The 13186-nt window shown below is 70.4% G+C and carries 12 protein-coding genes; 9 read left to right on the forward strand and 3 right to left on the reverse strand.

Going from position 1 to position 13186, the window contains the following annotated elements; translation table 11 throughout:
* The first annotated feature begins 5 nt into the window (after positions 1 to 5).
* The gene (locus AC3A57_RS01230) at positions 6 to 752 is read left to right on the forward strand and encodes an AraC family transcriptional regulator (RefSeq protein WP_487577197.1); all 747 of its coding nucleotides are present in this window, start codon (positions 6 to 8) and stop codon (positions 750 to 752) included.
* 31 nt (positions 753 to 783) lie between these two features.
* Here AC3A57_RS01230 and AC3A57_RS01235 read toward each other — a convergent pair whose 3' ends face one another.
* Complete coding sequence (locus AC3A57_RS01235; protein WP_487577198.1) at positions 784 to 1200, reverse strand: RidA family protein; 417 nt, start codon at positions 1198 to 1200, stop codon at positions 784 to 786.
* Between the two features lie 971 nt (positions 1201 to 2171).
* Here AC3A57_RS01235 and AC3A57_RS01240 point away from each other — a divergent pair.
* A complete protein-coding gene (locus AC3A57_RS01240; protein ID WP_487577199.1) occupies positions 2172 to 3593 on the forward strand; it encodes a carbohydrate-binding protein in 1422 nt (473 codons plus the stop codon).
* A 178-nt stretch (positions 3594 to 3771) separates the two neighbouring features.
* Here the strand turns inward: AC3A57_RS01240 and AC3A57_RS01245 are convergent, their stop codons facing one another.
* Positions 3772 to 5124 carry a Gfo/Idh/MocA family protein gene (locus AC3A57_RS01245; RefSeq protein WP_487577200.1) on the reverse strand — a complete coding sequence of 451 codons (1353 nt, stop codon included), beginning with the start codon at positions 5122 to 5124 and terminating at the stop codon, positions 3772 to 3774.
* 135 nt (positions 5125 to 5259) lie between these two features.
* Positions 5260 to 5661, reverse strand: a complete 402-nt coding sequence (locus AC3A57_RS01250) for a RidA family protein (protein WP_487577201.1) — start codon at positions 5659 to 5661, stop codon at positions 5260 to 5262.
* A gap of 253 nt (positions 5662 to 5914) precedes the next feature.
* Between AC3A57_RS01250 and AC3A57_RS01255 the strand changes: the two genes are divergently transcribed.
* The 7 genes from AC3A57_RS01255 to AC3A57_RS01285 are packed head-to-tail and all read left to right on the forward strand — an operon-like array spanning position 5915 to position 13149.
* On the forward strand, positions 5915 to 7105 hold the full coding sequence (locus AC3A57_RS01255) for a hypothetical protein (protein WP_487577202.1): 1191 nt from the start codon (positions 5915 to 5917) through the stop codon (positions 7103 to 7105).
* 21 nt (positions 7106 to 7126) lie between these two features.
* Entirely contained in the window at positions 7127 to 7906 is a 780-nt protein-coding gene (locus AC3A57_RS01260) for an SDR family oxidoreductase (protein WP_487577203.1), read from the forward strand.
* The gene (locus AC3A57_RS01265; RefSeq protein ID WP_487577204.1) at positions 7906 to 9213 is read left to right on the forward strand and encodes an amino acid deaminase; all 1308 of its coding nucleotides are present in this window, start codon (positions 7906 to 7908) and stop codon (positions 9211 to 9213) included. Before AC3A57_RS01260 ends, AC3A57_RS01265 begins: the two co-directional genes overlap by 1 nt.
* Positions 9214 to 9241: 28 nt before the next feature.
* On the forward strand, positions 9242 to 10099 hold the full coding sequence (locus AC3A57_RS01270; RefSeq protein WP_487577205.1) for a MurR/RpiR family transcriptional regulator: 858 nt from the start codon (positions 9242 to 9244) through the stop codon (positions 10097 to 10099).
* Positions 10096 to 11559 carry an N-acyl-D-amino-acid deacylase family protein gene (locus AC3A57_RS01275; RefSeq protein WP_487577206.1) on the forward strand — a complete coding sequence of 488 codons (1464 nt, stop codon included), beginning with the start codon at positions 10096 to 10098 and terminating at the stop codon, positions 11557 to 11559. The genes AC3A57_RS01270 and AC3A57_RS01275 overlap by 4 nt, the downstream gene beginning before the upstream one ends.
* Positions 11549 to 12478, forward strand: coding sequence for a 2-dehydro-3-deoxygalactonokinase (locus AC3A57_RS01280; protein WP_487577207.1), 930 nt, complete (start codon positions 11549 to 11551; stop codon positions 12476 to 12478). Before AC3A57_RS01275 ends, AC3A57_RS01280 begins: the two co-directional genes overlap by 11 nt.
* A complete protein-coding gene (locus tag AC3A57_RS01285) occupies positions 12475 to 13149 on the forward strand; it encodes a 2-dehydro-3-deoxy-6-phosphogalactonate aldolase (RefSeq protein ID WP_487577208.1) in 675 nt (224 codons plus the stop codon). The genes AC3A57_RS01280 and AC3A57_RS01285 overlap by 4 nt, the downstream gene beginning before the upstream one ends.
* The last annotated feature ends 37 nt before the right edge of the window (positions 13150 to 13186 follow it).

Raw genomic sequence — 13186 nt, forward strand, 5'->3', positions numbered from 1 at the left:
CCACGATGCCCGCCCCGCCCGCCGAACCGGTCCGGATCGATGCCGACCTGATGCAGACCCTGTGCGACGCGCTCGCCGACGTGGTGTTCTTCGTCAAGGACGAGGCCGGCCGCTACACCCACGCCAACCTGACCCTGGTGCGCCGGCTCGGGCTGAAGCGACGCGAGGACGTGATCGGCCGCGGCGTCGAGGACGTGTTCCCGGCCCGGCTCGCCGCACGCTATGCGCAACAGGACCGACGCGTGCTCGAAGGCGGCACGATCGAGGACCAGCTCGAAGTGCATCTGTACCCCAACCGCCGCCCCGGCTGGTGTCTCACCGGCAAGCGGCCGCTGCCGCTGGCCGGCGGGCGGCACGGACTGATCGGCCTGTCGCGCGATCTCGGCGCGCCCGACGGCCGCGACCCGACCTTCGAACGCCTGCGCCGGGTGGTGGCGCATATGCAGGCGCACTACGCCGAACCGCTGCGCGTGGCCGCGCTGGCGCGACTGGCCGACCTGTCGGTGGCGCAACTGGAACGGCATTTCCAGCGCGTGTTCCAGCTCAGCCCACAGCAGAGCCTTATCAAGCTGCGGATCGAGGCGGCGATGCGCGAGCTGTGCGGACAGGCGCGCATCGCCGACGTCGGCCTGGCTTGCGGCTTCACCGACCAGAGCGCGTTCGCGCGCCAGTTCAAGGCCACCGTCGGCATGACCCCGCGCGACTACCGCGCCCTGCACCGCGACCCGGGCTGGCGCGGCGCCGCCCGCTGAACCGCAGGCGCTGCGCGCTTGGCGTCCCGGCTCAGGCCAGGGCGATCGCCTCGATCTCGATCCGCCAGCTTTCGTCGTAGATGCCGGTGACGATCACCCCGACCGACGGCCGCACTCGGCCGCCCAGGCGCGCCTGGCGCAACGCGCGTTCGCGGCGGCGGTCGTCGGCGCGGGCCAGGAACACGTTGACCCGGACCAAATGCGCCAGGCCCATGTCGGCCGCGGCCAGTTGCCGCTCGACGCCGTCCCAGGCCAGCGCGCACTGGGCGTCGAAATCCTCCGGCGCGGCGCCGTCGGCGTCGGTCGGCACCTGGCCGCTGACGAACAACAGCCGGCTGCCGGCATGCAGCCGGTGCGCCGGCGTGGCGTCCGCGCCGGCGCTGCGTTCGGGGACGATGCTCAGCGCCGCCCCGCCCAGGCCCGCCAGCAGAAAACCGCGGCGGCGCATCTCAATGCCCTGCGCTGGTTGGGACGATACGGATGCGGGCCATAGCCATAACCTGTAATGACTCAATTGAAGGTTATGCCCGCCTGCTGAAACCTGTCAACGCAGCTTTGATGGTTTCCGACCAATGGGCCTACCCAGCCTCCGGCAGGAGCGACGTAAGCCGCGACCACCGAAGCGAAGCACGAAAGCGTCCTTCCCCAAGCCGAAGCACTCGCAGCGGGGCCGCGCAAACCGACTCCTGCGCATTCGTCCACAGCGCTGTCGACCACCGTTCCGGTTGGGCCGCGGCTTCATGAGCGAACAAACCGTACGGCACGCCGCCCCTGCAGGCGAGCCGATCGCGATCGCCGAGGGCATGGACTCGCCCCACGAAGCACATTTCGTCCGCCGCAGCCGCTGCGTGCGCCGACGTCGATCGCCCTGTTTTCAGCGCACGAGCCGTGCGTGACGGTGGTCTCGTCCCCACCGCCGCCGATTTTCCGCCCAGGGTGCAGCGCAGCAAACCGGCGTCGAAGATCGCCGTCGTTTGCGGCCAATTCGGCGCCATAACGACCGCCATGTCCGATTACTTGACAGCGCTGTCAAATGGCGCAGGCTGCGGATCAAAGCCGGACCGCCCCACCGTCCGATCGGCGGCGGGCGTCGGCGAGGCATCGAGGAGGGACCACCCTCCCGCGCCAGGGCTCGGCCCCTTGAAGAGGGAACCAGGTACCGCTCCTTACGGAGCGGGCCCGCATCTACTTCGCAACGGAGGCAGAAGATCGAGCAAGCCCCGCCCCCCCCTACCGGCCGCCGATACGCGACCGGCGACCAGCCGCGAGGCGGCGACCACGCCGTCAGATCGCCTGCGGCGTAGCGCGCCCGGCGACGCAGCAAACACGTTCGATCCCAGCTCGCACCGGCGACCCCATGTGCGAGCGATACGGCCGCGTGCGCCGCGTCGGCAGGCCCAACCAATGAGAGGACAACACATGAGATCCGCGACCCAATGCATCGCCTTGCTGATGTTTTCCCTGCTTTCCGGCAGCGCCTTCGCCCAGAACTGGCAGCTGGTGTGGAGCGACGAGTTCAACGGATCCATCGGGCCCGACTGGGTGTTCGAAACCGGCAACGGCAGTAACGGCTGGGGCAACAACGAGTTGGAGTACTACCGGCGCGAGAACGCGACGATCGAGGACAACGCCCTGGTGATCACCGCCAGGCGCGAAGACTTCGGCGGTTATCGCTACACCTCGTCGCGGATGAAGACCCAGGACCGCCGGACGTTCAAGTACGGGCGCATCGAGGCGCGGATGAAGCTGCCGTCCTTCAAGGGCGCCTGGCCCGCCTTCTGGATGCTGGGCGCCAACCTTCCGCAGGTCGGATGGCCCGCTTCGGGCGAGATCGACGTGATGGAGCACGTCAACGACGAGAACAAGACCTACGGCACCATCCACTGGAGCGACCACAACGGCACCTACGCGCAGTACGGCGGCAACACCGCCGCGACCGTGCAGGACTGGCACGTCTACGCCGTGGAGTGGGACGCCAACGCCATCCGCTGGTACATCGACGGCAACAAGTTCCACGAAGCCAACATCCAGGGCGGCGTCAACGGCACCGAGGAGTTCCACAAGGACTTCTTCCTGCTGCTGAACTTCGCCATCGGCGGCAACTGGCCGGGCTTCACCGTGGACGAGACGCGCCTGCCGGCGAAGATGTACGTCGATTACGTGCGCGTGTACTCGGCGGGGGGCGCGGCTCCCGGCGTCGCCACGGCCTACCAGCATTGCGACTTCGCCGGCTGGGGCGTGGCCCTGCCCGAAGGCCGCTACACCCTGGCGCAGTTGCAGGCCCGCGGCATCGGCAACGACCAGATCTCTTCGCTGCGGGTCAATCCGGGCTACCAGGTCACGCTGTACCAGGACGACAACTTCGGCGGCGCCAGCGTCACCAAGAGCGCGGACGCGTCCTGCCTGGCGGGCGACGGCTTCAACGACCGCGCCACCTCGCTGGCGGTGGCGCGGTTCTCGCAAGCCTGGTCGCTGACCCTGCAGGCGGAGAACTACAGCGCTCAGCAGGGGGTGCAAACCGAAGCCTGTTCGGAAGGCGGCCAGAACGTCGGCTACATCGACCAGGGCGACTGGATGGCCTACAACGGCATCACGTTCCCCGCCTCCGGCACCTACCGGGTCGAATACCGGGTCGCCAGCTCCGCCGGCGGCGCGCTGTCGCTCGACCTCAATGCGGGCGGCATCGTGCTCGGAACGGTGCAGATTCCCGCGACCGGCGGCTGGCAGAACTGGACCACCGTCTCGCACACCGTGAACGTCGGCGCCGGCACCTACAACCTCGGCGTGTATGCGGCGCAGGGCGGCTGGAACATCAACTGGCTGCGGATCACCCGCCTCTAGCCTGCGACCGCTTTGGCGTCGCCCGCTCCGGGCCATTGCCGCGGAGCGCTGCCTGCCCTCGGGCAGCGCTCCGGATTTTCCCCGAGAGCGGGCTGACGGCCGGAGCACATCCCGTGGCACGCCGCTCCGCGCGGGGGCGGCGTAGGCCGCGACCGCCGCATCGCTCCAGGCGCGGGACTCAGTAACGGTCGTCGAAAGCGAAGATCGGCTTGCGGCTCTTCCACTTGCCTTCGGTGAAGTCGGGGAACTCCAGGGTCATGTGCTCGGCGATCGATTGCTCCGACAGCGGCGTGATCGCGCTCCAGGCGACCGCGTCGTAGATGTCGATCGGCATCGGCGCGCCGGCCTTGAGCGCTTCGACGAATGCGTGGATCACGAAGTAGTCCATGCCGCCATGGCCGGCGCCGGCGGCGGCATCGCCGTAGCGCTTCCACAGCGGGTGGTCGTACTTCTGCAGCCAAACCTCGGCCGGGTCCCATTCGTGCGGCTTGCTCTTGCCCTCGATGTGGATCGAGTCGTTGACGTCCATCCACAGCCCGTCGGTGCCCTGCACCCGGAACCCCAGCGAGTAGGGGCGCGGCAGCGAGGTGTCGTGCTGGAGCAGGATGGTCTCGCCGTTCTCGCACTCGATCTGGGTGGTGACCAGGTCGCCGAGCTTGAACTTGACCTTGGCGTTGGGATGGTCCCGGCCGCCCTTCTTGACGATGTAGTCGTGCAGCCCGCGCGCTTTGCTGGCGAAGGCGCTGAGGTAGGTGAAGCGGTTGCCGCGGTGGATGTTGGCGACCATCGCGCAAGGACCGATGCCGTGGCTAGGGTACAGCTCGCCGTTGCGCTCGACCGAATGCTCGGTGCGCCAGCGCGCTTCCGACCAGGCCTTGGGGCCGAACTCCAGGCCGCTGCCGTAGGGCTGGTCGGGGTTGCCGTTGTTGAACTTCACCGCGCGCAGGTCGTGCTGGTAGCCGCCCTGCAGGTGCACGATCTCGCCGAACAGGCCCTGGCGGACCATGTTCAGCACCGCCAGCACATCGCGGCGGTAGCAGACGTTCTCCAGCAGCATGTACGGCGTGCCGGTCTTCTGCTGGGTGCGCAGCACCTGCCAATGGTCGTCCAGGGTGATGCCGGCGACCACTTCGCAGGCGACCGCGATCCGCGCCTGCATCGCCGCGATCGCCATCGGCGCGTGGAACTCCCACGGCGTGGCGATGATCACGCCGTCCAGGCCGCCCTTGTCGAGCATCGCCCGGTACGCGTCCTGGCCTTGCTTGCCGTAGGTGGCCGGCTTCGGCTTGCCCGCCTGGTCGATCATCTTCAAGGCGCGCTCGAGCATGATCGGCTCGATATCGCACAGCGCCACCACCTCGACGTCGTCGCGCCGCACCAGTTCGCGCAGCAGCACCTGGCCGCGCATGCCGGTGCCGATCATGCCCAAGCGCAGCTTGGAGCGGGTGCGCGCGAACGCCGGGGCGAACGCGCTGCTGGCCAGCAACGTGCCCGCGGTGGCGGAAGTGGCGAGGAAGTCGCGTCGGTTCATTAGGGGGTCTCGGTAGAGGAAGAGGAGGGGGAAAAGCAGCAAAGAGTGAAGAGAAGCGAGGAGCGAGAGGGGCGCTGGCGGACAACGCTGCACTCGTTACTCGCTACTCGTCACTCGTTTCTCTTCACTGGTTTCTCAGCCCTGCGGGCTGTAGGCGATGGCTTCGATCTCGATCTTGCAGTCGACCATCATCTGCGCGCGCACGCAGGACCGCGCCGGCGGCCGGTCGCCGAAGTACTCGCGGTAGACGCGATTGAAGCTCCAGAAGTCGCGGGTGTCGTCGAGCCAGGCGGTGACCTTGACCACCTGCGACAGATCGCAACCCGCCAGAGCCAGCGCCTTGACCACGTTCTGCATCGTGCGCCGGGTCTGCGCCTCGATCCCGCCGGGCTCGATCTCGCCATGCTCATTCATCGCCACCTGGCCGGAGATGTAGACGAAATCGCCGGCGCGCACCGCCGGCGAGAACGGCAGGATCTGGCCGCCGGCCCCACTGGGCTCCAGGCCGTAACGGATGATCGGATCGCTGTCGCTCATGCGCACCTCTGGCAGGAAAAGGACGAAGCGGGCCGGCCGCGCCGGGCGCCGCACGGCTGCGCGGCGCGCCCGGGCGGCAAGACTCGACTGTGCTTCGAGGGCCACTAGCCGGGACTGCCCGCAGCCCTACATGAAATTATCCTACATGTGATGTAATTACATTTTGCAGCGCACAATGCTTTATTTATCCGCCTATTGCTAACATCCTGACCAGCCGCCAAGGCATTTTGTCAGAAATTTACAGGAAACTCAGATGAGCGCGGTGGCGTCGCCGGTCCGGTCGCTGTATGCCTACCCCTGGGACGTGGCGGCGCGCGGTGCGCGCGAATTCGCCTCGCAGGTGCGCGAGTTCGGCCTGGACGGCGTGACCCTGGCGCTGAGCTACCACGCCGGCAAGTTCGTCAGCCCCCACCACCCGGGCCGGCGCGTGGTCTTTCCCGAGGACGGCGCCACCTACTTCGCCCCCGACCCGCGCGGCTACGGCGAGATCGCGCCGTTCGCCCACTCCGACCCGGCCCTGCTGCGGATCGCCGCCGACCTCGCCGAGGACGGCCGCATCGCGGTGCGCGCCTGGACCGTGCTGCTGCACAACAGCCGGCTCGGCGAGCGCCACCCGCGCCATGTCGCCCGCAATGCCTGGGGCGACCCGTACGTCTACAGCCTGTGCCCGTCTTCGCCGGCGGTGTTCGACTATGCGGTCGCGCTGTCGGCCGACGTCGCCCGGCAACCGGTGCGCGGTCTGGTGCTGGAAACGCCGAACTGGCTACCGTACGCACACGGCTATCACCATGAGTTCGCCCAGGTGCGCGGCAACCTGTGGCTGGATACCTTGCTCGGGCTGTGCTTCTGCGCCGATTGCCGGCGCCTGGCGATCGCCGCCGACCTCGACGCCGACGCGCTGGCCGCGCGCGTGCGCCTGCGCGTCGACGCCTATCTCGGCGCGCCGATCGACGCCAGCCCCGACCAGGCGGCCAGTTGGCTGATGGCCGACCTGCTCGACATGCCGCAACTGGCGGCCTACCTGAAACTGCGTCAGCGCCGGGTCGCCGAGCTGGTCGCGGCGATCCGCGCCGAGGTGCCGCGCGATCGCGAAGTCGTGGTCATTCCGACCGTGCAACGGCCGACTGCCTCCGCCTGGCTGGAAGGCAGCCAACTGGCCGCGTTGGCCCAGGCCGCCGACGCGATCGAAGTGCCGCTGTACGAACCCAACGCCGCGCGCGTGGCCGCCGACGCCTTCGACACCGTGCAACGGGTCGGTGCGGCCGGACGCGTGCGCGCGATCCTGCGCCCCGGCCCGCCCGACCTCGGCGACGGCCACGAACTGGAGGCCGCGCTGCACGCGGTGAAGGCCGCCGGCATCGCCGATATATCCTTCTACAACTACGGCCTGCTGCGCCCCGACCGCCTGCGCGCGCCGGGCCGAACGTTGCGGCGGTGCGACTGAGAACACAGGAATCGAACGCGCATGAGCCACCGTCCCCGCCTGACCCTGATCACCGGTGCCGCCGGCGGCATCGGCCAGTCCCTGGTGGAGCGCTTCGTCGCCGGCGGCGATCGGGTGCTCGCGCACGACCGCGACGGCGCCGCGCTGGCCGCGCTGGCCGCGCGCTTCGAACCCGAGCAGGTGCTGACCGCCGCGTCGGAGCTGTCCGACCTGGACGCCTTGCGCGCCGCACTGGCGCCGGCCCTGCGGGCGCAGGGCCCGATCGGCGCGGTGATCGCCAACGCCGGCAGCGCCGAAAGCCTGAGCCTGGCCGATACCAGCGCCGATTCGTGGCGGCGCGACGTCGAGTACAACCTGCACGCCGGCTACAGCACGGTCGCCGCCGCGCTGGAAGGGCTCAAGGCCAGCCGCGGCAACGTGGTGTTCATCGGCTCAGTCAACGGCCTGGCCGCGCTCGGCCATCCCGCCTACAGCGCGGCCAAGGCGGCGCTGATCAGCTACGCGCGCTCGATCGCGATCGAGTACGGCCGCTTCGGCGTGCGCGCCAACGTGGTCTGCCCCGGCACGGTCAAGACGCCGGCCTGGCAGGCGCGCGCCGACAAGCATCCGCAAGTGTTCGAAGACCTGCGCAAGTGGTACCCGCTGGGCGATTTCGCGACCCCGGAGGATGTCGCCGAGGCGGCCTGGTTCCTGGCCTCGGCACAGGCGCGGATGATCAGCGGCGCGGTGTTGCCGGTGGACGGCGGCCTGATGGCCGGCAACCGGCTGATGGCGGCGGAACTGACCCTCGAGCCCTACTGATGAGCGACATCGCAGCGATGAACGACGCATTGCGCGGCCTGGACGAACAATGGCTGCTGCCCGGCACCAAAGGCCTGGCGTTGCAGGCGCCGCTGCGCCAGAGCGCGCTGGCCGGACGCGGCCTCAACGTGCTCGACGGACGCCTGTCCTACCCGGTCGCGGTGCTGCGCGACTCGACCGTCGCGCACAACATCGCCTGGATGCGCGAGTTCGTCGAACGCGCCGGCGCGCTGCTCGCGCCGCATGGCAAGACCACCATGAGCCCGCAGTTGTTCCGGGCCCAACTCGACGCCGGCGCCTGGGCGATCACCCTGGCCACCGTGCCGCAGTTGCAGATCGCTTACCGCTTCGGGGTGCGCCGGGTGCTGCTGGCCAACCAGCCGGTGGCGAGCGCCGATATCGAAAGCCTGGCCGCGCTGCTGCGCGACGACCCCGGTTTCGAGGCCTGGGTGCTGGTCGATTCGTCCGCCGGCGCGCAGCGCCTGCAACAAACCATGCAGTCGATCGCGCCGCTGCGCCGCCTGCCGGTGCTGGTCGAACTCGGCGCGGCGCAGGGCCGCACCGGCGTGCGCGGCGTCGACGCGGCGCTGGCGCTGGCGCGCGAAGTCGCCGCCGCGCCGCGACTGCGCCTGGCCGGCGTCGAAGGCTACGAAGGCCTGTGGGTCGGCGCCGACCGCGAGGCCGACCTGCGGCGCGTCGACGCGCTGCTCGCGCAACTGGTCGAACTGACCCGACGCTGCGACGCGGAGCGATTGTTCGACGGCGAAGAGATCCTGCTCAGCGCCGGCGGTTCGGCGTATTTCGACCGCGTCGCCGCGGCCTTCGCCGAGTTGCGCGACAGTTCGCGGCCGTTGCGGCGGGTGCTGCGCTCGGGCTGCTACCTGACCTCCGACCATGGCTTCTATCACGGCCTGCAGCGGGAGATGCGCACCCGCCACGACGCCGGTTTCCGCCACGGCCTGCAGCCGGCGCTGGAGGTGTGGGCGATGGTCCAGTCGCGGCCGGAGCCGGAACTGGCCCTGCTGACCCTGGGCAAGCGCGACGCCTCCTACGACATCGACCTGCCCAGGCCGCTGTGCTGGCACCGTCCCGGCGGCGGAGCACCGCAACCGCTGCGCGAGGCGCGCATCGTCAAGATGAACGACCAGCACGCCTATCTGGAACTGCCTTCCGGCCACCCGCTGCAGGTCGGCGATCTGGTCGCCGCCGGCATTTCGCATCCCTGCACCACCTTCGACAAATGGTCGGTCCTGCTGACCGTCGACGACGGCTATCGCGTCACCGGCGCGATCAACACCTTCTTCTGATCGACAACTTCTTCTGAGGAGCGCGCGCGTGTCCGACAACCTGATTCCGGCGATCCGCGACGCGCTCGGCCAACTGCGTCCGGCCGAACGCAAGGTCGGCGAGGTGGTGCTGGCCGACCTGGACTTCGCCATCCACGCCAGCATCGGCGCGCTGGCCGCGCGCGCGGGCGTGTCCGAGCCCAGCGTGACCCGCTTCTGCCGCGCGGTCGGCTGCGACGGTCTGCGCCATTTCAAGGTCCGCCTGGCCCACAGCCTGGCCGCCGGCGTGCCCTACCAGGCGGTGACCATCGACAAGGACGACGACGCCGCGACCCTGGTGCACAAGGTCTGCGACAGCATCTCCGCGGCGCTGCAGGACGTGCGCGAACGCACCGACCCGGCCGCGCTCGACGCCGCCGCGGCGCTGATCGCCGGCGCGCGTCGGGTCTGTTGCATCGGCGTGGGCTCGGGTTCGGGGGTGGTCGCGCAGGACGCCTTCCTGCGCTTCGTGCGCCTGGACATCGCCGCCAGCGCGCACAGCGACGGCCACTTGCAGCGACTGGCCGCGGGCATGCTCGATCCCGGCGACGTGCTGTTCGCGATCTCGCTGTCCGGACGCAGCGCCGAGATCAACGACAGCGTGCGCATCGCCAAGGAGCATGGCGCCCAGGTCATCGCCCTGACCCAGACCGGCACCCCGCTGGGTTGGGACGCGCACGTGCCCTTACTGCTGCCGCCGTCGAGCGCGGCCACCCAGTATTCGCCCGGCGTGTCGCGGCTGATGCAGTTGGCGGTGGTCGACATGCTGGCGATCGCGGTCGCTCTGCGCCAGCAACCGGCGGTGCTGGAGAAGGCGCGCCGGGCCAAGGCCGAGCTGGAACGCCTGCAGGCGCAAAGCCGGGCATGAACCAGGCGCGCGAATACGAGCTGGTCGTCGCCGACGCCCGGATCTACGACGGCAGCGGCGGTCCGGCCTGGCGCGGCGACGTCGCCGTCGACGGCGGGACCATCGCCGCGATCGGCGCGCCGCGCACGTTGCGCGGGCGACAGATCGAGGATGCCCGAGGGCTGGCGTTGGCGCCGGGCTTCATCGACGTGCACACCCACGACGACCGCGCCGCGCTCGACGACCCGGGCCTGTTCAACAAGCTCAGCCAGGGCGTGACCACGGTGATCGCCGGCAACTGCGGCATCAGCCTGGCGCCGTGGCGGGCCGAGCGCGAACCGCCGGCGCCGCTGTCGCTGATCGGTACGCGCAAGGATTTCCGTTTCGAACGCTTCGCCGACTACCTCGATGCGGTCGACGCGGCGCGGCCGGCGGTCAATGTCGCGGCCCTGGTCGGCCACACCACCCTGCGCGTCGCCGAGGTCGCCGACCTGTCGCGGCCGGCCGATGCCGACGAGATCGAGCGCATGCGCGCGCGCCTGGGCGAGGCGCTCGATGCCGGCGCGATAGGGTTTTCCAGCGGTCTGTTCTACAAGCCCAGCCAGGCCGCGCCGAACAGCGAGGTGATCGCGCTCGTCGCGCAAAGCGGCGCGCGCGGCGGCATCTACGCGTCCCACATCCGCGACGAATACGACGGCGTGCTCGACGCGCTCGACGAAGCCATCGACGCCGGCGTCGCGGCGCGCACGCCGGTGGTGCTGTCGCACCACAAATGCGCCGGGCCGGCCAATTGGGGCCGCAGCGTCGAGACCCTGGCGCGGATCGATCGGCGCCGGCGCTCGCATTGGGTCGGGCTCGACGCCTATCCCTATACGGCCGGATCGACCGTGCTCGACCCGGACTACGTCGACGGCGTCATCCGGATCCTGGTCAGCTGGTCGCAGCCGCATCCCGAACAGGCCGGGCGCGATCTGGCCGACATCGCCGCCGATTGGTGCGTGGATCAGAAAGAGGCCGCACGCCGGCTGCATCCGGCCGGCGCGGTGTACTTCCAGATGCGCGAGGACGACGTGCGCCGGGTGCTCGGCCACGACCGCACCATGATCGGCTCCGACGGCTTGCCGCACGACGCGCATCCGCATCCGCGCCTGTGGGGCGCGTTCCCGCGCGTGCTCGGCCACTACTGCCGCGACGAGGGGCTGTTCACTCTCGCCGAAGCGGTGCGGCGCATGACCTCGTTGTCGGCCGACAGCTTCGGCCTCAAACGCCGCGGCCGGATCGCGCCGGGGCTGGCCGCCGACTTGGTCCTGTTCGATCCGGCCACCATCGCCGACCGCGCCAGCTATGCCGAGCCGCGGCAGCCGGCCGCCGGCATTCGTGCGGTCTGGGTCGCCGGCGCTTGCGCGCTGCGCGACGCCCGAGCCACCGGCGAACGGCGCGGCCGCGCATTGCGTCGCGAGGAGGAAAGACATGGCCGCTGATCCCACCGCCATTTCGCCCGGCGCGGTCGCCCTGGTCGGGGTCGACTGGGGTTCGACCCACCTGCGCGTGCACGCCTTCGACGAACTCGGCGGGGTGATCGCCACCCGCTCCAGCGCGCACGGCATGGCCGGCCTCGGTTCGCCGGACGCCTTCGCCGCGGCGCTGGAGGAGTTGCTCGGCGCCGATCTCGACGACGGCACCGCGCCGATCCTGCTGGCCGGCATGGTCGGTGCGCGCAACGGCTGGCAGGAGGCGCCCTACGCGGCGCTTCCGGCCGATGCGCCGACCCTGGCCGCGGGCTTGCAGCCGCTGGCGTTCCGCGGCCGGCGCGCGGCGATCGTGCCGGGGGTCAGCGGCGACAGCGACGGCTTCGCCGATGTGATGCGCGGGGAAGAGACCCAGGCGCTCGGCGTGCCGCCCGGAACCCGCCGCGTGGTCGCCCCGGGCACCCATAGCAAGTGGGTCGGCCTCGACCGCGGCGCGGTGACCGATTTCGCCACTTACCCGACCGGCGAGCTCTACGCACTGCTGTTGAACCAGAGCCTGATCGGCCGCGGCCTGCCCGCGCAAGCCTGGTCGGAACGCGGGTTCGTCAGAGGCCTGGACACGGCGCGCGAGCGTCCGGACTGGCTGCATCAGCTGTTCGGCGTGCGTGCGCGCCATGTCCGCGACGCGACCCCGGCGGACGAATTGCCGGCGTTCCTGTCCGGCCTGCTGATCGGCTACGAATGCCTGGCCGCGAGCGCCGGCCGCGATGCCGACGCCGACGGCGAGATCGCGGTGATCGGCGGCGCGCGCCTGGCCGCCGCCTATGCCCTGGCGCTGCGCCGCTACGGCCGGGCGCACTACATCATCGAAGGCGACACCGCGTTTTGCCACGGCCTATGGCGCATCGCGAAGGCGGCGCGAATCGTATGAACCTCGACCTGCTAACCTCATCGCTGCCGCCTCTGCGCACCTGGCTGGAGCACTCGCCGTTCGTGGCGATCCTGCGCGGCATCACGCCCGATGAGGCGCTCGATGTCGGCGCCGCGCTGGTCGGCGCCGGCTGGCGCCTGATCGAAGTACCGTTGAACTCGCCCGGCGCCTTCGACAGCATCGCCCGGCTGCAACGCCGCTACGGCGACGAGATCCTGCTCGGCGCCGGCACCGTGCGTCGTACGCAGGAGGTCGACGAGCTGGCGCGCGTCGGCGCGCGGCTGATGGTGTGCCCGCACACCGATCCGGCGCTGATCCGCTACGCCAAGCGCCTGGGCCTGCTGGCCTTGCCGGGCGCGGCCACGCCCAGCGAATGCCTGACGGCGCTCGACGCCGGCGCCGACGCGCTCAAGCTGTTCCCGGCCGACGCGCTGGGCCCGGCCATGCTCGCCGCATCGCGCGCGGTGCTGCCGGCCGACACCGCGGTGCTGCCGGTCGGCGGCATCCACATCGACTTGCTCGCGATCTGGCGCAAGGCCGGCGCGACCGGTTTCGGCATCGGCGGCACCTTGTACCGGCCCGGCCGCAGCGCCGCCCAGGTCGCCCAGATCGCATCCGGCTTCAACCGGGCCTGGCGCGAGACCGAAGCCGCGCGGCGCGCGCCGCGCTGACCTCATCCCCACCGATACACCGGAGCCTGCACGCATG

Source organism: Lysobacter sp. Soil_C_15, from assembly GCF_057657315.1.